We start from the raw sequence: 19,636 nt of genomic DNA on the forward strand, positions 1-19,636 counted from the left end.
ACGCCTGCAAATATACGTCGCGCGAGTCGTACCCGCAACTCGTACGCGTCGCCGGGCCGGTGCGCGGACCGTACACTGAGGCTATGGCGAGTGAGGGATCCGGGGTCACGATCGTCGACATCGCACGCGCCTTGGGCATCTCGAAGACCGCCGTATCGGCGGCGCTGCACGGCAGCGGCCGCGTCTCAGAGGCGACGAGGGACCGCGTGCTCGCGGAGGCCGCCGCGATGGGGTACGTCTCCAATCGAGCCGCGCAGCGCCTGCGCGGCGGCCGGAACGGCGCCATCGGACTGGGCGTTCCGCACGATGTGAGGGAACTGTCGTTCTACATGGAACTCGCATTCGGCGCCGCCGACGCCGCGGCCGAGGCGGGAAGCGACCTGCTGCTGCTCGCGGACACCGTGCCAGGTGCCGCGCGGAGACCCAGCATGGACGGCGTGATCGTGGTCGATCCCACGCCGTCCGCGTTCCCGCGACTGCTCGAGCGCATCGGAGACGTCCCGGTGGTGACCGTCGGGGAGTACCTCGGCCCGGAGCGGCAGCGGATCTCGGCGTGGATCGCCGCCGATCATCGGGCGCTCGTCGCCGAAGTGCTCGACGGCTTGGCCGAGGCGGGGGCGACGGCGCCGGCACTGGTGGCGCTCCCCGCCGACCGCGAACCGGCGTGGGCGCACGATGTCGCGGAGGGGTATCGCTCCTGGTGCGCGGCGAACGACGCGCGGCCGGTGCTGCTCCGATCAGTCCTCGACCCCGACGAGACGGAACTCGCCGAGACGATGCGCCGCGCCGTCGCCTCGGGCTCCGACGGCATCGTCTGGGTGGCGCAGGGCCTCGTGCTCCGAGCACTCGCCGCGCAGTCCGCCGGCCGCAGCGGTCGTCCGGGCGGGGCGAAGAGGGCGGGCGGCGTCGAGCGCGACGGCGGCGGAGCTCCGGGATCGCGACTCGTGATGGCCACGATGGCCGCGGAACCGGGCGCTCCCGGAGTGGCGGGAGTCGACCTCCGTGCGCGCGAGTACGGCCGATCAGCGGTGCGGTTGCTGCTCGGGGTGCTCGACGGGCGCGTGGCACGCGGAACACGCGAGGTGCACGACGCCCGCGTGATCCGCCCCGCCTAGATCACGACGCGCCGAGCAGCTCCCGCACGCGCGGCATCACCTCGGTCGCGTAGAGCTCGATGCTGCGCATGAGCAACGCGTGCGGCATCGTGCCGTTGGCGTACTTCAGGTCGAACCGATCGGCGGCGAGACTTCGCACCGTGGCCGCGATGCGCTGAGCCACGGTCTCGGGGGACCCGACGTACAGCGAGCCCCTGTCGGCCTCGCGCTCGAATTCTGCGCGCGTGGTGTTCGGCCAGCCGCGCTCGGCGCCGATGCGGTTGCGATTCTTCTCGAAATGCGGCCACAGCTGCTCCTGCGCCTCGGCGTCCGACTCGGCGATGTGTCCGGGGGAGTGGACTCCGAGCGGCATGGCTGCGCGACCGAGTTCGCGCTGGGCCTTGCGATACAGATTCGCGAACGGGGCGAAGCGAGACGGGTCGCCTCCGATGATCGCGAGCATCATGGGGATGCCCATCTGCACCGAGCGCACGACCGACTCGGGGCTGCCGCCCACCCCCACCCACGCCCGCACGCCCTCGGGCTGCTCGGTCTTCGGGTAGACGTGCTGGTCGACGAGCGCTGCGCGATGCTGCCCCGACCAGGTCACCGGGCCCTCCTCGCGGAGCCGCGCGAAGAGGTCGAGCTTCTCCGAGAAGAGCGCATCGTAATCGTTCAGATCGTAGCCGAAGAGCGCGAATGACTCGATGAAGGATCCCCGGCCGAGCACCGCCTCAGCGCGACCCGAGCTCACAGCGTCGAGGGTGGCGAATCGTTCGTACACGCGCACCGGGTCGTCGCTCGAGAGGACGGTCACTCCGGTGCCCAACAGGATGCGCTCGGTGCGACCGGCGATGGCGGCGAGCACGATCTCGGGCGACGTGAGGGCGAAATCGTCCCGGTGATGCTCGCCGAGCGTGATCGCGTCGACGCCGAGGCGGTCGGCGAGAACGGCCTGCTCGATGACGTCTCGGAGCACCTGCGCGTGCGACTTCCGCCCGCCCGCGTCGTCGAATGTCACGTCACCGAACGTATCGAGGCCGAGGATGAGCTGATCGGGGGTAGCGCCGGCGACGGCGCGAAGCGGGGTCATGCCGGTGAGAACACCGTCAGCGCGCTGGCTATTCCGGATGCCGCATCCGTAAGTGCGACTACGCGTGACTCAGGGTGCCTGCGCGTGGCCCAGCGCTGCTACGCGCGGCGGCTCGACACGATGAAGCCGACGGTCGCAGCGGCGACGCCGAACGCGGCCGGCCACACCCAGAACACGCCGAGCGCGAGCAGAGCGGCGACGGCCGCGGCGATGAGGCAGAGCTCGAACAGCGCCTGCGCGAAGCGATCGACGCGCAGTACCGGCTTCGGCGAGAGGAAGAGCGCCCAGAGCAGTACCGCGAGTACGAAGAGTCCGAGGCCCGTGAAGATGCCGGGGAACGGCAGCGGCCAGGCGAGGAAGCCCCACACGGTGACGATCACGATCGCTGCGAGGTGGAAGAGACCGCGCGCAAGCAGCAGCGCGGGGCTCGCAGCGTGCGGGGCGGGTGTCGAAGAACTACTGATCACCGAACCAGTCTACCCGCCGCCCGCCGCCTGCGTCCCCCTCCCGTGGGAGCGGGGTCACTCTTCGTGCGTGTCGCGCTCACAACACGCACGAAGAGTGACCTCGCTCGCAGAGAAGAGGGGAGGGGCGGCGCTCGGTGGGCGACGTGGTCCAGCGCCTGGGTCGGGAAGTGGTTCACCTCCGGGTGCTTCCATATGGTGATGAGATAGACCACGCTCCCGCGCCGCACACATTCCCAGCACCGCCCACCGACATCACAGTTGAAGGAGCACCATGACGACAGCGACGTTGCGCGTCATGGACGCCCACGGCGACTTCTCGGAGCCGCAACGGGTGTCCTGGCACGGGGGACGCTTCACGGCAATCGGCGACCCCGCCAACGCGGCGCAGTCCGGAGCTCTCGGCGCGGCGGCGGCGCCGCGCATTCCCACTGAGGCCCGCTGGATCATGCCCGGCCTCGTCGACGCCCATCTGCATGCCGCGTGGCACGCCTTCGACGCGGCGGACCGCGCGCAGTTCACGGAGGAGGAGGCGCACCGGGCGACGGCAGACGCGCTCCGTCGCACGCTGCGCGCCGGCTTCACGAGCGTACGCGACGCCGGGGGGCTCGCGACCACGACACGTGAGCGCATCCCGGCCGAGTCCAGGCCCAGAATCGCATGCTCGGTGGCGCTCATCGACCGGGCGCGAGCCGATGCTGCCGGGGGGATCGACCGTGCGGTGGAGGAGGTGCTCCAGGCGGGAGCGGCCTGGGTCAAAATCGTCGCCACCGATGGAGTGGGATCACCGGCGGGCGCGTCCCTCCAGTCGCACTTCTCGGCGACCGAGTTCGCGAGCGCCGCTCGCAGAGCGGCATCGGCCGGGGCCGGCGTCATGGTCCACGCGTGGGGCGGGGACGCCATCGACTTCGCCATCGAGTCGGGAGCGGCGAGCATCGAGCACGGCATCTACCTGACCGTCGAGCAGGCCAGTCGCGCCGCTCAGTCGGGTACGGCGTTCGTGCCCACGCTGCGCATCTACCGCCTCGTGCAGCAGATGATCGCCGCGGGGAAGCTCCCCGCAGGGCTCGCGGCCCGAGTCGACGCGGCGGTGGCTGCGCACCCCGACGCGGTGCGCATCGCCCGAGACCAGGGCGTGGCGATCGCGCTGGGCACCGACTTCGGCACTCCTGAGCAGCACGGCACCAACCGAGTCGAGTTCGATGCGCTGGTCGAAGCCGGACTCAGCGTCAGGGAGGGGCTGGTCGCGGCGACGTCTTCCGGAGCGGCACTGCTCGCGCGTGCGAAGGATCCCGACGCGCCGAGTCACCCTCCGCCGTTCGGAGTGATCGCGCCGGGAGCGGTCGCAGACGCCGTGCTGCTGGCCCGCGATCCCCGCGAACCCGGTGCCCTGTCCGACCCCGCGTCGATCGTCGGCGTGCTGCTCGAAGGGCGGCTGATCGATCCGCGGCGCCCCGATTTCCCACCCCATCCTCGAGAGGACCACCTGTGACCCCCGCCCTCCGTCTCCGCACGCCCGGTGCCACTGAGCCCGGCGCCACTGAGCCCGGCGCCATTCAGCCCCGCGCCGGCCAGCACGCCCCCCGCCCGAGCCGACGCGCCGGCCGTCGCACTGCGACCGCAGCTCTCGCGCTCTCCGCAGCACTGCTGCTGAGCGCGTGCGCGGGAGGATTGTCGAGCGGTGCCGGCTCCGGCGAGGCCGGTGATCCGGTGAGCGGTGGCACGCTCGAGTTCGGGCGGGTCGCCTCGGTGACCGATCTCGATCTGAATCAGCAGATCACCGCGAACAACGCGTTCGCGATCGACAAGATCTTCGAGCCGCTCGTCAGCTTCGACTCGGACGGCGAGATCGTTCCGTGGCTCGCGGAATACGCGGAGTCCGCAGACGGGCTCACCTACACCTTCACGCTGCGCGACGGACTCGCGTTCTCAGACGGCACGGAGGTCTCTCCCGCCGACGTCGTCTTCTCGCTCGAGCGGCATATCGAGGTGGGCGGGCCGTTGCCGCTGGAAGCTCCGATCGAAGCCATCACCGAATCGGGCGAGCGCGACGTGGTCATCACGCTGAGCGAACGCTACACCCCGTTCCTCTCGGAGCTCGCGAGCTTCTCGAACGGCATCTTCCCGCAGGACTTCGGGGGCGCGAGCGAGGAGGAGTTCTTCGAGGGTCCGATCGGTACCGGCCCGTTCGTGGTCGAGACGTGGGATCCGAACGGGGACCTCGCCTTCGCGAAGAACGAGCACTACTGGCAGGAGGGCAAGCCCTACGTCGACTCCCTCGTGTACAAGCTCGTGGCCGATGACACGCAACTGCAGCAGCAGCTCGCGGCCGGTCAGCTCGATGCGATCGACGACGTGCCTGCGGCGAATGCGGCGCAGGTCGAGAGCGGTGACGGCATGGTGCTGTCGCAGACGAGCGGATGGTCGACGGAGCAGGTCTTCTTCAACACCCAGCGGGAGCAGTTCGCGGATGAGCACGTGCGCCGCGCCGTCGCGCTCGCGCTGGATCGCGAAGGCATCACGCAGGCGACCACGTTCGGTACGGCAGAGGTGGCCAACGCGCTGCTGCCGCCGACCATCACGGACTCGGCCAACGAGACGGTGCGGCCGCTCGGTTTCGACCTCGATGCCGCACGGGAGGAGCTCGCGAAGTCGCCGTATCCTGACGGGTTCTCCGTCACGCTGCTGCTCGCGAGCGGTGACTCGCAACGCGCGCAGATCGCGCAGATCGTGCAGGAATCCCTTGCGCAGATCGACGTCGACGTCGAGATCGAGCAGATCGACATCGCCGCCTTCCGCGAGCGCTTCTTCGCGTACGACTTCGACTTCATGCTCAACAGCGGGCAGTCCGACGCCCCCGACCCCAACGGGTTCATCACCTTCCAGGCCGACCCCGACGGGTTCAGCAAGTCGTACTGGACGCACTACTCGAACGAGCGGGTCACCGAACTCATGCGGCAGGGACGAACGACTCCCGAGGGTGAGGAGCGCACGGAGATCTATCAGGAGATCCAGCAGACCCTCGCCGATGAGGTGCCCTACATCCCGCTGTTCTTCCCGGCGAACCTGAAGGCGACGCGCGACGACGTGCACGGCTTCACCGTGCTTCCGAACGGCAGTGTGCGCTTCGAGGACGCGTGGCTCGCCGGCGGCGCCGAGTAGCCGGAGGCGACGCCATACAGTGGGATCGTGGTGAAACGGGGAGTGCAGGCCGCGGGGCGCGTCGTCGTCCGGATCGTGCCGGTGATGCTGGGGGTCGTCGTCGCGACCTTCTTCCTCCTGCGCCTCGTTCCCGGCGACCCCGCGGCCATGATCCTCGGCGAGCGTGCGACGCCTGAGTCCGTTGCCGCGCTGCGCGCGCAGCTCGGCCTCGATCTGCCGCTGTGGCAGCAGTTCACCGATTTCCTCGGGCAGGTGGTGTTCCACTTCGATACGGGCGCCTCGCTGGTCACCGGGGTGTCGACGCGGGAGCTCATCCTGGACAAAGCGCCCGTGAGCGCTGGCATCGTGGCCCTCGCACTCCTGCTCGCCGTGCTCATCGCCGTGCCGCTGTCGCTCGTCGCCGCGCTGCGCCGCGACGGCCTGGCGGATCACCTCGTGCGGATCCTCCCCGCCATCGGCATGGGAATGCCGCTGTTCTGGGTCGGACTCCTCCTGATCATCGTCTTCGCCGTGCAGCTCGGCTGGTTCCCCGTCGGGGGCGTCGGGTCGGGGCCGGCCGAGCCGCTCCGCAGTCTGTTCCTGCCCGCGCTCGCCGTCGCGCTCGGCATGGCGCCGCCGCTCATCAGGTCGCTCCGTGCCCAGCTCATCGATGTGCTCGAAGCGGAGTTCGTCACGACGCTGCGGGCGGCGCGCATCCCAGAGCGGCGGATCGTGTGGCACCACGTGATGCGCAGCGCTTCGCTTCCCACGCTGACCCTGCTCAGCGTGAACACGGCGTATCTCATCGGAGGAACGCTGGTCGTCGAACGGGTCTTCGGCATCAATGGCCTCGGCTCGCTCCTCTTCCAGTCGATCAGCACGCGCGATTTCCCCGTCGTGCAGGGGATCGCCCTCTACTGCGCGGTCGTCGTCGTACTGATCACGACGCTCGCGGAGGTGCTGTCGAGCGCGCTGGATCCCCGCTTGCGGGTCGGCGACGCGCGAAGTCCCATCGGCGGTGCGGGATCGAATGCGCGGCTCCTGCCCTCCGGGGAGGCCGCACTCGCACCCGACCCGACGGAGGACGAGCGATGAGGGATCCGAGCGCCGCACGCGGCGCCAGCCGGTCGCCGGCGCTCGTCGTCGGCGTGATCCTCACCGGTCTGTTGCTGATCATCGCGCTCGCCGCGCCCGCCCTGGCGCCGTACTCGCCGACGGAACAGCATCTCACGCAGGGGCTGCTGCCGCCCTCGGCGGAGCACTGGTTCGGCACGGACCAGCTCGGCCGCGATGTGCTCTCCCGCATGCTCTACGCTGCGCGGATCGACCTCGGAATCGCCGTGCTCGCCTCGCTCGCCCCGTTCGCGATCGGCGTGGCCGTCGGTCTCATCTCCGGTTACTCCGGGGGCGCAGTGGATTGGGTGGCATCGCGCGTCACCGATACCGTCATCGCTTTTCCGTTCTACATCATCGTGATCGCGCTCGTCTTCGCCCTGGGGGCGGGCGCCGGAGGCATCGTCGTCGCATTCGCCCTCGTCGGCTGGGTCGGGTACGCGCGCGTGCTCCGGGCGATGACGGCCTCCATGCGCGACGCCGGCTGGGTGCGGAGCGCCCGGGGAGGCGGCCTCTCCCACGCGCGCGTGCTGCTCCGCCACGTGCTGCCGAACGTGCTGCCGCAGGCCATCGTGCTGCTCGCCTCTGAGATCGTGCTCATCATGGTCGCCATCGTGACCCTCGGGTATCTCGGTCTCGGGATCCGACCGCCGACGCCCGACTGGGGCACCATGATCGCCGATGCTCAGCAATTCGTGACGACGCACTGGTGGCTGGCGGCCCTCCCCGGGTGCGCGGTGGTGCTCACCGGCATCGCGCTCTCACTGCTGGGCGACGGCATCGGCGATCTGATGCGCGTGGGCGCACCGCGCAGCCGGGTTTCCCTGGTGTCGCCCTCCCTCACCGGCACTCCCGGTGCGCGCCGCCGCGAGCGTTCGCTCAGCCGGGAGCATCCGCGTCGCTGGGAGCATCCGCGTCGCCGGCCGCGCGAGCACGTCGCGCCCGAGCGCGGGACCGTGAGCATCCGCGGACTGCGCATCGCGACGACGAGCGGCGCCGTGCTCGTCGGGGAGCGCGCCGGTATCGACCTCGAGCTGCGGGCGGGTGAGGCTCTCGGCATCGTTGGCGAATCCGGCTCGGGCAAGAGCCTCACTCTGCGCGCCGTGCTCGGCCTGATGCCGCGCGGACTCCGCATCGCCTCCGGGAGCATCGCGGTCGGCGGCTCGGTCGGCATGGTGTTCCAAGAACCGCTCACCGCGCTCGATCCGTTGACCCGAGTCGGCAGGCAAGTGCGCGCCGCCGTGCGCGCCGCAGATCCGGGTCTCGGCGCGCGTGCCGCAGACGAACGTGTGCACGACCTCCTGGCTCAGGTGCGTCTCGTCGACACGGTGCGCATCGCCAGCTCCTATCCGCATCAGCTCTCGGGGGGTCAGCGGCAGCGGGTGGTGATCGCACTCGCGCTCGCCGGGTCGCCCGATGTGCTGCTCTGCGACGAGCCGACGACGGCACTCGACGTGACCGTGCAGCGCGACGTGCTGCTCCTCCTGCGCGAGCTGCGCGTGGAGCGCGGGCTCACGCTCGTGTTCGTTTCGCATGATCTCGCGGTGGTGGCGGCGATGTGCGAGCGGGTCGTCGTCATGGCGCGGGGCGAGATCGTCGAGTCCGGCGCCGTCGCCGCCCTGGTCGCCGCGCCGAGCGCGGCGGAGACCCGCGCGCTGCTCGCGGCGGTCCCGGCGCTCCCGAGGCTCGCCGCACGCCAGGCTCCCGCCGAGCATCCGGATCCCGCCTCGAGACCCGGCGAAGCGCAGGCCCAGCACGCGCTCGGCGTCGACGCGCGCCCCTCACTCCTCGAAGTGCGCGACGCCGCCGTGAACTTCGGAGCGGTCAGCGCCGTGTCCGGTGTCTCGTTGCGCCTGAGTGCCGGCGAAGTGCTCGGAGTCGTTGGGGAGTCGGGCTCGGGCAAGACGACGCTCGCGCGCGCCATCGCCGGTCAAGCCACGCTCTCCACAGGCGAGGTGCGGCTCGACGGGGTCGCGCTCGGCACGCGACGCGGTCGGTCGGAGCGGCGGCGGATCCAACTCGTGCCCCAGGATCCCTACTCGTCGCTGACGCCGCGTCGCACGATCGGCAGCGCGCTCGACGAGGTGCTGCGACTGCGACGCGCCGGCACCGCGCGCGAGGCGGGATCGCGCGGTCTCGCGCCTGCTCGGGCGGTTCGGATCGCGGAACTGCTGCGTCAGGTCGGGCTCGATCCAAGCCTCGCCGGCGCCACGCCCGACCGGCTGTCGGGTGGTCAGCGCCAGCGCGTCGCGATCGCCCGCGCGCTCGCCGCCGACCCGCAGGTGCTGGTGGCCGACGAGCCGACCTCAGCGCTCGACACGACCTCTCAAGCCCGTGTGATCGAACTGCTGCAGAGGCTGCGCGACGATCTCGGACTCGGCATCGTCTTCGTCTCGCACGATCTCGCGGTCGTGCACGAACTCTGCGATCGGGTGCTCGTGATGCGCGATGGTGCGGTCGTGGAATCCGGCGACCGCGCCTTCTTCACGGATCCCGGAACGGATTACGGCCGAGCGCTGCTCACCTCGGTCGTGCGGCTCTGAACGATCTGGATCCCCTAGCGCACCCCTGAGGATGCTCGACCGTTGCGCGCTGGCAGCGGGCGCTTGGTACGCTGCCAGTGACAGCCATCGAGGGGGCGGCCATGGACGGCATCATGAACTGGATCGAGCGCGTGTTCGACGGCTCCCTGTTCGATGGCGGAATCTTCCTCATCATCGGTGTGGTCGGCGGCGTGCTGCTGCTGATCTCGCTCCTGCTCGACGGCATCTTCGATGCCTTCGACTTCGGCGACGGGCCGCTGAGTCTCACGACCATCGCAGCATTCACCGCGATCTTCGGGTTCGCGTCGTTCGCGAGCGTCGGCGCCGGCATGTCGACCCCCGTCGCGACGATCGTGGGCGCGCTCTCCGGCCTGCTCGGAGCCGCAGCCGCGTGGTGGCTCTCGCGAGCCATCAGAGGGGCAGAGTCGAATACCGCCGTCAGCGGCACCGACCTGGTCGGATCCACCGGCGCCGTCGTCCTCGCAATCCCGGCGAACGGACTCGGCGAGGTCGCGGTCACGCGGCACGGCGAGCGAATCTCCCTCTCAGCGTCCGCCGAGGCTCCCGTGCCCCGAGGCGCGCAGGTGCGCATCGTGCAGGTCGTGACCTCGACCTCGGTGCGCGTCGAACCCGTACTCCCTGAATCCCACGCCCAACCGTTACCCCGAACGGAGACGTAATGTTCCTCGCAAGCCCGGCGATCATCGGCATATTCGGTGCGGTGATCGCACTCGTGCTGATCGCGCTCGTCATCATCAAGCGATACCGGATCGCGAAACCGGATGAGGCGATCATCGTGACCGGCGGCAAGGGCAAGGAGGTCGTCGACGCTGCCGGCAACCGCGGCCGCGACCTCTCCGGTCAGAAGGTCGTGACCGGCGGCGGTGTCTTCGTCGTCCCGTTCGTGCAGAAGTCGTTCACGATCTCCCTGCGCTCGCGCCGACTCTCGATCACCACGGAGGCCCAGACCACCGACGGCATCACGATGCAGGCCCAGGCCGTCGCCGTCGTCAAGGTCGGCGGAACGCAGGAGATGATCCGGGCCGCCGCCCAGCGATTCCTGTCGAACTCCGATGAGATCGACGAGTCGACGCAGGAGGTGCTGTCGGGTTCGCTCCGCTCCATCATCGGCGGCCTCACGGTACTGCAGATCATTCGCGACCGCGCTGTCGTCGCGCAGAGCGTGCTCGAAGCGGCGGAGGAAGCCCTGACGAAGCAGGGCCTCGTCGTCGACACGCTGCAGATCCAGGAGATCCGCGACGGCGCGGATTACATCTCGAACATCGGCCGTCCTGAGGCGGCCAAGGTGCGCCAGGCCGCCGACATCGCCGAGACCATCGCGTACCAGGCGTCGCAGGAGGCGAAGATCGGCGCCGAGCGCGTGCTGCTCGACCGCAACCGCGAGCTGAAGCTGCGTCAGGCCGAGATCCAGGTCGAGACCGATAAAGCCACCGCGCAGGCATCGGCCGCCGAGCCGCTCGAGCAGGCGATCCAGCAGCAGGCGATCGTCGAGCAGCAGCAGATCACCGCTCAGAAAGAGGTCTCGCTGAAGACCGAGCGACTGAACGCCGACGTGCGCGCGGTCGCCGAGGCAGAGGCGTACCGCGTCGAGGCCCTCGCGAAGGCTGAAGCCGCCGCATCCGTGTCAGCGGCCGAAGGTCGCGCGAAGGCCGTCGAGCGCGAGGGCATGGCGAGCCGCGTGGCGCGTATCGCCGCCGCAGAAGCGCTCGAAGCCGAGGGTCGCGCCGAGGCTGCGGCACTCGAAGCGAAGGGTACCGCGGAAGCGACGGCGATCGACGCGCGCGCCCGCGCACTCGAGACGCAGTCCCAGGCGGTGCTCGCCCAGGAACTCATCCACCTGCTGCCCGAGATCGCGGCGGAGTACGCGCGCGCCATCGGCGCGATCGAGCACATGACCGTCGTGTCGGCCGACGGAACGTCGAAGGTCGCCGGGGAGGCCATGGGCAATATCAAGGGCCTCCTCGAGATGGCGAAGGACACGGTCGGCATCGACCTCGCCGGCATGCTGAACGGGGCGGTCTCGGGAAGCGCCGCGGGTGCGGCCGCCGGCCGCGCGTCGCGGGATGCGTCGGAGGGCGGCCGTGGCGATCACGGCGATCGCCGCGCCGGGGATCGATTCGATTCCGGATCCTCTGAATCGTTCCGGCAGTCCGATCTGTCGGAGAGCTCTCGCCGGGTCGCGGGGAGTGCGACCAGCGCGGCGTCTGCAACGGCGGATGCAGCGGCGGACGCGGCGGACAGCGCAGCGCAGGCGGCGAATGATGCGGCGCGCACAGCTGCTGCTGCTGCTGCAGAGCGTGCCGCTGCCGCCGGCGACCAGACGAACCCGTTCGGCGGGGGATCCCAGTAGGCCCCGCCGGAGCTCCAGGCTGAACGGTGCAGAATAGGGGCATGCCCTCACGCAACCCGCAATCGCTGACGTCGGAGGTCGAGTCCGTGCTCGGCCCTGCGCCCGCGGATTACGGTCAGCCCGAGGTCGTGCTCCTCCGGTTCCGGCGGCACGGACGCAGACTCGTGCTGCCGGTACTGGTGCTCGTCGCTCTCTCGAGCGGAGCGGGCTACTGGGTCGGCGCCTTCGCCGAAGGCTGGATGAATCTGCTGGCGGGAGTGGGAGCAGTCGTGCTCGCGCTGCTGCTCGGCGTCTTCCCCGTGCTCCGGTGGCTGACGTATCGAACGACGGTGACCACGCGGCGGGTGATTCAGCGGCACGGCGTCTTCTCGCGCCATCGCAGCGAGGTCTCGTTCGTGCGCATCCGCGAGGTGCGCACCCGTCGCTCGCTGCTGCAACGGCTCCTCGGGGCGGGAGACGTCGACCTGTTCATCGGCCCGGAGCGCACGACGATCCCCGATGTGCCTGGAGTGTCGGCGGCGGCGGATGCCCTGCAGGAACTCGTCGAGCGCAACTACGCCCACGCGACGCGCGTCGAGCGCCGAATGGGAGAGTTCCGGCCCACCTCGAACGTGGCCTTCACGAACCTTGAGGCGTGAACACGCAGCGTGCTCGGTGCCGGGTCAGGTCGTCCGGGCGATGAGCACGTCGATCAGCTCGCCCGCCAGCTTCACGAGGCGCTCGATCTCATTCTCGTCGCGATCGACCCATCGGCACTCGGGATCGCCCACTGGCACGAAATTCTCGTGCCGCTCCCAGACCATGAGCGTGCGCTCCGCGCCCAGCACGTACTGCTGCCACCACACCTGGCGCAGGTAATTGCGGGGGATGGAACGCCATTCCTTGTTCGTGGTCTTGATCTCCGCCAGTTCGATCGCGCCCGTGCCGCGGAATGCGAGCCCGTCGGGTGTCGCGAGATGCCTGAGATCGGTCTCCGCGTGGAAGAGCGCCTGGCTCGGTTCGATCTCGTACTCGCGCAGCACCCAGGATGCGATCTCGGGCTCGCGGAGCTTCCCGTGCTCGGTGTAGACGTTCCCCATGAAACGACTGCCGTGCAGTTTCTCGTGCGCGGCGGCGGCGATCGAGCGCGAGGTCGACAGCTTCGCGACGTCGGTCGCGGTGATGCCGCGGGCGCGGGCTCGCATCCACGCCATGCGATCGGACCCATCGGTCACGATGCGCTGGAGATGAACGGGAGCTGGGGCGAACACCCCTTCAGTTTCTCACGGCTCGCTCTCCGCGGCGCGCAACGCGCGGTCCGGCAGCAGCTCGCGCAGTGCGCGAATCGCGGGATCGCGAGCGCCCAATGCGGGGGCCGTGCCTCGGCGCAACCGCGTCCGGGGAACCGGCCGGTGACCCGGTGCAGACGCAGCATTCGCATAGGTGGCACATGGAAAAACACTGGTTCTAGAGGTTTGAAGCAGGCGAAAACGCAGGTGAGGTAAGTATTCTGAAGCCCGCAACATTTCGCCGCACTCCGCGCAGGGGTGCCGCGAATCGGGAAGACGAAGCCAACCGCTTGCGACGCGCGTTCAATTCGGGAGCGCGCGATCATATCGGCTGAGAGGAGCGTTCCGAGGAATGGAATCATCATCGCTGCAGCGTGCCGACGGAGGCAAGATCCGCGCCCTGGTCGTCGACGACGAGGACTCGATCACGCAGCTCGTGGCCATGGCGCTCCGGTACGAGGGCTGGCAGGTCGAGACCGCTGCGACGGGCCGGGAAGCGCTCGAGAAGATCTCCTCGTTCAATCCGGATGTCGCTGTGTTCGACATCATGCTGCCAGACCTCGACGGCATGCAGTTGCTCGCCCGACTCCGCTCGGCCGGGGAGATGTTCCCGGTGCTCTTCCTGACAGCGCTCGATTCCGTGGAGGACCGCGTCAACGGGCTCACTGCCGGGGGCGACGATTACGTCGTCAAGCCCTTCAGCCTGGAGGAGCTCATCGCTCGCCTCCGCGGCCTCGTGCGCCGTTCTCAGCTCACGCTCGCGCAGCATCCCGACCCCGTGCTGCGTGTCGGGGATCTCACGCTCAACGAAGACAGTTACGAGGTGGAGCGAGCCGGTGAGCCGATCACGGTGACCAACACGGAGTTCGAGCTGCTGCGCTATCTCATGCGCAACCCGAATCGGGTGCTCTCGAAGGCGCAGATTCTGGATCGGGTCTGGGCGTACGACTTCACGGGGAAGTCGACCGTGGTCGAGCTCTACATCTCTTATCTCCGCAAGAAGATCGATGCCGGCCGCGTGCCGATGCTCCACACGGTGCGTGGCGCGGGCTACATGCTCAAGCCCGCGGCTTGAGCATCGCAAGAGCATCGCTCTTGCGCAGCCTGCGGCGCGGCATCGCCGCGGCTCACGGAGCGCAGCGAGGAGTGGCGGGCTACATGCGGGGGCCCGCGGCTTGAGCATCGCAAGAGCATCGCTCTTGCGCAGCCCGCGGCGCGGCATCGCCGCGGCTCGCTCCCGCCTTTTGCGTTCCCTCCTCTGTGATGGTAGAGTCTCCCCTGGCCCAAGACCGCCGGTAGGATCCGCGAGGATTCCGGAACGTCCGCGAGAGCGGAGACCTGCGCAGGTGCAGAACTCCTTGAGTACGGGATCTCGATCCCGATCTTATGAAGCTCCGTGCATGCGCGCCGGAGCTTCTTTTCGTTTCGGTGAATTTCCGAGCGAATCGCTTCGAGCGGCGCGGCCCCCGAGCGGCATCCGCCGCGCGGGTACGACAAGCTAGGGAGCGCCATGGCTACGAAGGACGCTACGGTTACCGATCTTCAGCAGAAGTTTGAAGAGTCGAACGCCGTTCTGCTGACTGAGTACCGCGGTCTTTCGGTTGCTGAACTGCGGGAACTCCGCGACAGCATCCGCGAGCACGCGACGTACGCTGTGGCGAAGAACACGCTGACGAAGATTGCGGCCAACAACGCCGGGATCACCGCATTCGATGACGAGCTCGCCGGTCCTTCGGCTCTCGCCTTCGTGCACGGTGACACCGTCGCGGTCGCAAAGTCGCTGCGTGACTTCGCCAAGGCACACCCTCTTTTGGTGGTGAAGGCGGGCTACTTCGATGGCAACGCCATGACCGCCGCTGAGGTAGGCAAGCTTGCCGATCTCGAGAGCCGCGAGGTGCTGCTGGCCAAGGCTGCCGGCGCCATGCAGGCTGCTCTGGTCGGTGCTGCACAGCTGTTCGCCGCCCTGCCCGCCAAGGCCGCACGCGGCTTCGGCGCGCTGCAGGAGAAGCAGGACGCGTAAGACTCGGCTCACGCCGGATCGGTTATACAACCCCGCCCGCACGCTTCGCGTGAGGGCACACATCAAGGAGAAACATTATGGCTAAGCTTTCCACCGAAGAGCTGCTCGAGCAGTTCAAGGAGCTCACCCTCATCGAGCTCTCCGAGTTCGTCAAGGCATTCGAGGAGACCTTCGACGTCTCCGCTGCTGCTCCGGTTGCCGTTGCTGCTGCTCCGGCTGCCGCTGCTGAGGCCGTCGAGGAGAAGGACGAGTTCGACGTCGTCCTCGAGTCGGCTGGCGACAAGAAGATCCAGGTCATCAAGGTCGTGCGCGAGCTGACCGGCCTGGGTCTCGGCGAGGCGAAGTCGCTCGTTGAAGAGGCTCCCAAGAACGTGCTCGAGGGCGCGAAGAAGGAAGCCGCTGAAGAAGCGAAGGCAAAGCTCGAAGAGGCTGGCGCTGGCGTCAAGCTCGTCTAACGAGCGGTGATGGGGCTCAGTCGCTGAGTCTTGTTTCCTGTGGGGGTGGGTTCGCCGTAAGGTGGACCTGCCCCCACTTGTTTTTCCACCCGGCACGGGTGTCGCCCCGTCGTCGGTACGACTGCTGGTACAGCCGTCGCAGAGTGAGTACCGTGTTCCGGCCGCGCAGGCTCGGCGCCCACGCTTCGGGCGCGTCCCCGCCCCGCGACACTTGGAGAAAGGATCCCCGTGGCTCTCATCGCCTTGACGTTCCGCCACGCGAAGCAGTACTGGCCCTTCATCGCCGCCGTGCTCGGGCTCCAGCTGCTGTCGACGATCGCCGCTCTCTGGCTGCCGAGCCTGAACGCCCAGATCATCGATCAGGGCATCGCACGCGGAGACACGGGCTTCATCTGGAACACCGGTGGCACGATGCTGCTGGTATCGCTCGCTCAGGTCGCGACAGCGGTGACCGCCGTGTACTTCGGCGCGCGCACCTCGATGGGTGTGGGGCGAGATCTGCGACGCGAGGTGTATCGCAAGGTCGACTCGCTGAGCACGCTCGAAGCCACCAAATTCGGGGCGGGCACGCTGATCACGCGCGGTACGAACGATGTGCAGCAGATCCAGATGCTGGTGCTCATGACGCTCAACTTCATGGTCACGGCGCCGATCATGGCGGTCGGCGGCATCATCATGGCGCTTCGCGAAGACGCGGGGATGTCGTGGCTCGTCTGGGCGTCAGTGGCGATCCTCGCCGTCATCGTCGGGTTCCTCGTCTGGATCCTGCTGCCGCTGTTCCGCACGATGCAGACGCGGGTCGACACGATCAACGGGGTGCTGCGCGAGCAGATCATGGGGATCCGCGTGGTCCGCGCGTTCGTGCGAGAGAACTTCGAAGCGGATCGCTACGAGCGGGCGAACCGTGACATCACCGAGGTCTCGGTCAAGGTCGGCAACGTCTTCGTGCTGATGTTCCCCGTCATCATGATGGTGCTGCACTTCGCCACTGCCGCGGTGCTGTGGTTCGGCGGGCATCGCGTCGACGACGGCCTCGTCCAGGTCGGGTCGCTGACCGCATTCCTGCAGTACCTGCTGCAGATCCTGATGGCGGTGATGATGGGTGTCTTCATGACGATGATGATCCCGCGCGCGGTCGTCTGCGCAGAGCGCATTCGTGAGCTGCTCGACACGCGTTCGACGCTGTCGTTCCCGTCTGAGGAGGCGGTGCCGACGCCCGCGGCCGGTCGCATCGAGTTCGATCGGGTCACCTTCGGGTTCCCCGGTGCGGAGAAGCCGGTCATCACGGGCGCGAGCTTCGTCGCCGAAGCCGGGAAGACGACGGCGGTCATCGGGTCGACCGGCGCGGGGAAGACGGTGCTGCTCAACCTGCTGCTCCGCCTCTACGATCCGCAGGAAGGCTCGATCACGATCGATGGAGCGCCCGTCGATGCGCTCACTCGCGCGCAGCTGGCCCAAGCGGTGAGCCTCGTTCCGCAACGCCCATACTTGTTCTCCGGCACGATCGCGTCGAACCTCCGCTTCGGGCGGGCCGATGCGAGCGACGAAGAACTGTGGGAGGCGCTGCGCATCGCGCAGGGCGACGATTTCGTGCGCGAGAAAGAGCTCGGGCTCGACGAGCCCGTGTCGCAGGGCGGCACGAGCGTCTCCGGCGGACAACGGCAGCGACTGTCGATCGCCCGCGCGCTGGTGGCGAAGCCGCGGGTGTACCTGTTCGACGATTCGTTCTCGGCGCTCGACGTCGCGACCGACGCGAGACTGCGGGCTGCGCTTCCGCACGCGACCGCCGGAGCTACGACGATCATCGTCGCCCAGCGCGTCTCCACGATCACGGAAGCCGATCAGATTCTCGTGGTGGAGGCCGGCGAGATCGTCGATCGGGGCACTCACGCGGAGCTGCTCGACACCAGTGAGGTGTACCGCGAGATCGTCCGGTCTCAACTCGAAGCGACGGAGGCGGCGTAATGGCCCGGAAGCAATCTTCAGCCGAGGCTCAGAGCACCGAAGACCTCGAACTGCCCGACGACTACCAGCCCGATAACGACGACTGGACGGGCAGTCAGCCCGTCAAGAAGGCGAAGCACTTCTGGCCGTCGGCGAAGCGCCTCGTCGGGTTGCTCGCGCCGCACAAATGGCAGTTCTCGCTCGTCGTGCTGCTCGTGATCGGCTCGGTGGTGCTGACCGTGATCGCGCCGAAGATCCTCGGCCAGGCCATGGACGTGATCTTCAACGGCATTCTCGGCAAGCAGCTGCCCGCTGGCATCACGCTGGACCAGGCCGTCGACGCCGCGCGCGCATCCGGCAACGAGCAGTTCGCGGACGTGCTGGCCGGCGCGCAGATCGTGCCGGGCGAAGGGATCGACTTCGATCTGCTCGGTCGCCTGATCCTGACCGTGCTCGGCATGTACCTCGTCGCATCGGTGCTCATGTGGCTGCAGGGGTTCATCTTGAACCGCCTCGTCATGAAGGTCGTCTACCAGCTGCGCGCCGACATCGAGGCGAAGATCAATCGTCTGCCGCTCAGCTACTTCGACGGCCGTCAGCGCGGCGACGTGCTCTCGCGGGTGACGAACGATGTCGACAACATCCAGCAGGCGCTGCAGCAGGCCTTGTCGCAGCTGGTGCAATCGCTGCTGATGGTGATCGGCATCACGGCGATGATGTTCATCGTCTCCTGGCAGTTGGCGCTGATCGCGCTGATCGCCCTCCCGCTGTCGGGCATCATCGCCGGAGTCGTCGGGGTGCGCGCGCAGAAGCTCTTCGTCGCGCAGTGGAAGCACACGGGCGACCTGAACGGTCACATCGAGGAGTCGTTCACGGGCCACGAGCTGGTGCGCATCTTCAACCGCGATGCCGAGATGCTCGAGGAGTTCGACCGGCGCAACGAGGGGCTCTTCGGCGCCGCGTACCGGGCCCAGGCGCTCTCCGGCACCATCATGCCGGCGATGCAGTTCGTGCAGTACCTGAGCTACGTGCTCATCGCCGTGGTGGGCGCGCTCCGGGTGACCGGCGGGCAGATGACGCTCGGCGATGTGACGGCATTCATCCAGTACTCGCGGGAGTTCTCCCAGCCCATCGCCGAAATGGCGGGGATGGCGAACATGCTGCAGTCCGGCGTCGCATCCGCCGAGCGCACGTTCGAGCTGCTCGACGCCGATGAGCAGGACGCGGATACGGCTTCGGAGCGCTTGCCCGAGCGCACGAGCGGTCACGTGCAGTTCGAGGACGTCGCCTTCAGCTACGAACCGAATCAGCCGCTGATCGAGGGGTTGTCGCTCGAGGCGAGCCCGGGCCACACGGTCGCCATCGTCGGGCCGACCGGCGCGGGCAAGACGACGCTCGTGAATCTCGTGATGCGCTTCTACGAGCTGGATCGTGGGCGCATCCTGCTCGACGGCATCGACATCACCCATCTGTCACGCGCGGAGCTGCGAGGCCAGGTCGGCATGGTGCTGCAAGACGCGTGGCTCTTCGAAGGGTCGATCCGCGAGAACATCCGGTACGGGCGACTCGATGCGACCGACGACGAGGTCGTCGCAGCCGCTGAGGCGACGATGGTCGATCGGTTCCTGCGGCAGTTGCCCGATGGGTACGACACGGTGATCTCGGAGAACGCGTCGTCGCTGTCGGCGGGGGAGCGACAGCTCCTCACCATCGCTCGGGCCTTCATCGCGAATCCGTCGCTGCTGATCCTCGACGAGGCGACCTCGTCCGTCGACACGCGCACGGAGGTGCTCGTGCAGCAGGCCATGAGTGCGTTGCGCGCCGATCGCACCTCGTTCGTGATCGCCCATCGGCTGTCGACGATTCGCGACGCCGACACCATTCTCATGATGGAGCGCGGCAGCATCGTCGAGCAGGGGTCGCACGATGAGCTGCTCGCCCGTCGCGGAGCGTACTACGCGCTGTATCAGGCGCAGTTCGCGGGCGAGGACGCCGAGGCGCATGCCGAAGAGGTGCTGGCGGCCGAGGCGCAGCCGGCGGGCGACGCGCAGGCGTAGCGGCGCTCCTGCCGGGTTCGGTGGGAGCGCTGCCCGGCGCGGTGCTGGCCGCGTACCGAACGGGGCTCAACGT

At 68.5% G+C, this 19,636-nt stretch carries 16 protein-coding genes; 13 read left to right on the forward strand and 3 right to left on the reverse strand.

Translation table 11 applies throughout. From position 1 onward, the window contains the following. Window positions 1-83 precede the first annotated feature (83 nt). The gene (locus JE033_RS13550; protein WP_200332307.1) at window positions 84-1,115 is read left to right on the forward strand and encodes a LacI family DNA-binding transcriptional regulator; all 1,032 of its coding nucleotides are present in this window, start codon (window positions 84-86) and stop codon (window positions 1,113-1,115) included. Between the two features lies 1 nt (window position 1,116). Here JE033_RS13550 and JE033_RS13555 read toward each other — a convergent pair whose 3' ends face one another. Next, on the reverse strand, window positions 1,117-2,187 hold the full coding sequence (locus JE033_RS13555) for an LLM class flavin-dependent oxidoreductase (RefSeq protein WP_200332309.1): 1,071 nt from the start codon (window positions 2,185-2,187) through the stop codon (window positions 1,117-1,119). A 98-nt stretch (window positions 2,188-2,285) separates the two neighbouring features. Continuing rightward, window positions 2,286-2,654, reverse strand: a complete 369-nt coding sequence (locus JE033_RS13560) for a DUF2568 domain-containing protein (protein WP_200332311.1) — start codon at window positions 2,652-2,654, stop codon at window positions 2,286-2,288. A gap of 271 nt (window positions 2,655-2,925) precedes the next feature. Here JE033_RS13560 and JE033_RS13565 point away from each other — a divergent pair, with 271 nt between their 5' ends. The 7 genes from JE033_RS13565 (at window position 2,926) to JE033_RS13595 (ending at window position 12,457) form a co-directional block, all read left to right on the forward strand. Further along, a complete protein-coding gene (locus tag JE033_RS13565; protein ID WP_200332313.1) occupies window positions 2,926-4,143 on the forward strand; it encodes an amidohydrolase family protein in 1,218 nt (405 codons plus the stop codon). Then, entirely contained in the window at window positions 4,140-5,813 is a 1,674-nt protein-coding gene (locus JE033_RS13570; protein ID WP_370567973.1) for an ABC transporter substrate-binding protein, read from the forward strand. The genes JE033_RS13565 and JE033_RS13570 overlap by 4 nt, the downstream gene beginning before the upstream one ends. A 27-nt stretch (window positions 5,814-5,840) precedes the next feature. Continuing rightward, entirely contained in the window at window positions 5,841-6,887 is a 1,047-nt protein-coding gene (locus JE033_RS13575; protein WP_370567974.1) for an ABC transporter permease, read from the forward strand. Next, on the forward strand, window positions 6,884-9,448 hold the full coding sequence (locus tag JE033_RS13580; protein ID WP_200332315.1) for an ATP-binding cassette domain-containing protein: 2,565 nt from the start codon (window positions 6,884-6,886) through the stop codon (window positions 9,446-9,448). The genes JE033_RS13575 and JE033_RS13580 overlap by 4 nt, the downstream gene beginning before the upstream one ends. 77 nt (window positions 9,449-9,525) lie before the next feature. Continuing rightward, entirely contained in the window at window positions 9,526-10,128 is a 603-nt protein-coding gene (locus JE033_RS13585) for a hypothetical protein (protein ID WP_370567975.1), read from the forward strand. Next, window positions 10,128-11,819, forward strand: a complete 1,692-nt coding sequence (locus tag JE033_RS13590) for a flotillin family protein (RefSeq protein ID WP_200332317.1) — start codon at window positions 10,128-10,130, stop codon at window positions 11,817-11,819. Before JE033_RS13585 ends, JE033_RS13590 begins: the two co-directional genes overlap by 1 nt. A 41-nt stretch (window positions 11,820-11,860) precedes the next feature. Then, window positions 11,861-12,457: a PH domain-containing protein gene (locus JE033_RS13595; RefSeq protein ID WP_200332319.1), complete on the forward strand. Its 597-nt coding sequence runs from the start codon at window positions 11,861-11,863 to the stop codon at window positions 12,455-12,457. 24 nt (window positions 12,458-12,481) lie between these two features. Here the strand turns inward: JE033_RS13595 and JE033_RS13600 are convergent, their stop codons facing one another. Next, window positions 12,482-13,012 (reverse strand): YqaJ viral recombinase family protein, encoded by a 531-nt coding sequence (locus JE033_RS13600; protein ID WP_234037590.1) that lies wholly within the window; start codon window positions 13,010-13,012, stop codon window positions 12,482-12,484. A gap of 427 nt (window positions 13,013-13,439) precedes the next feature. Between JE033_RS13600 and JE033_RS13605 the strand changes: the two genes are divergently transcribed. The 5 genes from JE033_RS13605 to JE033_RS13625 all read left to right on the forward strand — a co-directional run bounded on the left by JE033_RS13605 (window position 13,440) and on the right by JE033_RS13625 (window position 19,563). After that, window positions 13,440-14,162 (forward strand): response regulator transcription factor, encoded by a 723-nt coding sequence (locus JE033_RS13605; RefSeq protein ID WP_234037528.1) that lies wholly within the window; start codon window positions 13,440-13,442, stop codon window positions 14,160-14,162. A 435-nt stretch (window positions 14,163-14,597) separates the two neighbouring features. Beyond that, the gene (gene rplJ, locus JE033_RS13610) at window positions 14,598-15,107 is read left to right on the forward strand and encodes a 50S ribosomal protein L10 (RefSeq protein WP_058593907.1); all 510 of its coding nucleotides are present in this window, start codon (window positions 14,598-14,600) and stop codon (window positions 15,105-15,107) included. Window positions 15,108-15,184: 77 nt separating this feature from the next. Then, window positions 15,185-15,562, forward strand: a complete 378-nt coding sequence (rplL, locus tag JE033_RS13615; RefSeq protein ID WP_010154996.1) for a 50S ribosomal protein L7/L12 — start codon at window positions 15,185-15,187, stop codon at window positions 15,560-15,562. A gap of 228 nt (window positions 15,563-15,790) precedes the next feature. Beyond that, window positions 15,791-17,527: an ABC transporter ATP-binding protein gene (locus tag JE033_RS13620; protein ID WP_200332321.1), complete on the forward strand. Its 1,737-nt coding sequence runs from the start codon at window positions 15,791-15,793 to the stop codon at window positions 17,525-17,527. Further along, window positions 17,527-19,563: an ABC transporter ATP-binding protein gene (locus JE033_RS13625; RefSeq protein WP_200332322.1), complete on the forward strand. Its 2,037-nt coding sequence runs from the start codon at window positions 17,527-17,529 to the stop codon at window positions 19,561-19,563. The genes JE033_RS13620 and JE033_RS13625 overlap by 1 nt, the downstream gene beginning before the upstream one ends. Window positions 19,564-19,636: the final 73 nt, after the last annotated feature.

It is taken from the genome of Leucobacter sp. L43 (assembly GCF_016597785.1).
GTDB lineage: Bacteria > Actinomycetota > Actinomycetes > Actinomycetales > Microbacteriaceae > Leucobacter > Leucobacter alluvii.

Bases quoted from the DNA above. Each gene is read 5' to 3' on its own strand.
- JE033_RS13550 (WP_200332307.1), top strand. From the start codon at position 84: ATGGCGAGTGAGGGATCCGGGGTCACGATCGTCGACATCGCACGCGCC.
- JE033_RS13555 (WP_200332309.1), bottom strand. From the start codon at position 2,187: ATGACCCCGCTTCGCGCCGTCGCCGGCGCTACCCCCGATCAGCTCATC.
- JE033_RS13565 (WP_200332313.1), top strand. From the start codon at position 2,926: ATGACGACAGCGACGTTGCGCGTCATGGACGCCCACGGCGACTTCTCG.
- JE033_RS13580 (WP_200332315.1), top strand. From the start codon at position 6,884: ATGAGGGATCCGAGCGCCGCACGCGGCGCCAGCCGGTCGCCGGCGCTC.
- JE033_RS13590 (WP_200332317.1), top strand. From the start codon at position 10,128: ATGTTCCTCGCAAGCCCGGCGATCATCGGCATATTCGGTGCGGTGATC.
- JE033_RS13595 (WP_200332319.1), top strand. From the start codon at position 11,861: ATGCCCTCACGCAACCCGCAATCGCTGACGTCGGAGGTCGAGTCCGTG.
- JE033_RS13600 (WP_234037590.1), bottom strand. From the start codon at position 13,012: ATGGCGTGGATGCGAGCCCGCGCCCGCGGCATCACCGCGACCGACGTC.
- JE033_RS13605 (WP_234037528.1), top strand. From the start codon at position 13,440: ATGGAATCATCATCGCTGCAGCGTGCCGACGGAGGCAAGATCCGCGCC.
- rplJ (WP_058593907.1), top strand. From the start codon at position 14,598: ATGGCTACGAAGGACGCTACGGTTACCGATCTTCAGCAGAAGTTTGAA.
- rplL (WP_010154996.1), top strand. From the start codon at position 15,185: ATGGCTAAGCTTTCCACCGAAGAGCTGCTCGAGCAGTTCAAGGAGCTC.
- JE033_RS13625 (WP_200332322.1), top strand. From the start codon at position 17,527: ATGGCCCGGAAGCAATCTTCAGCCGAGGCTCAGAGCACCGAAGACCTC.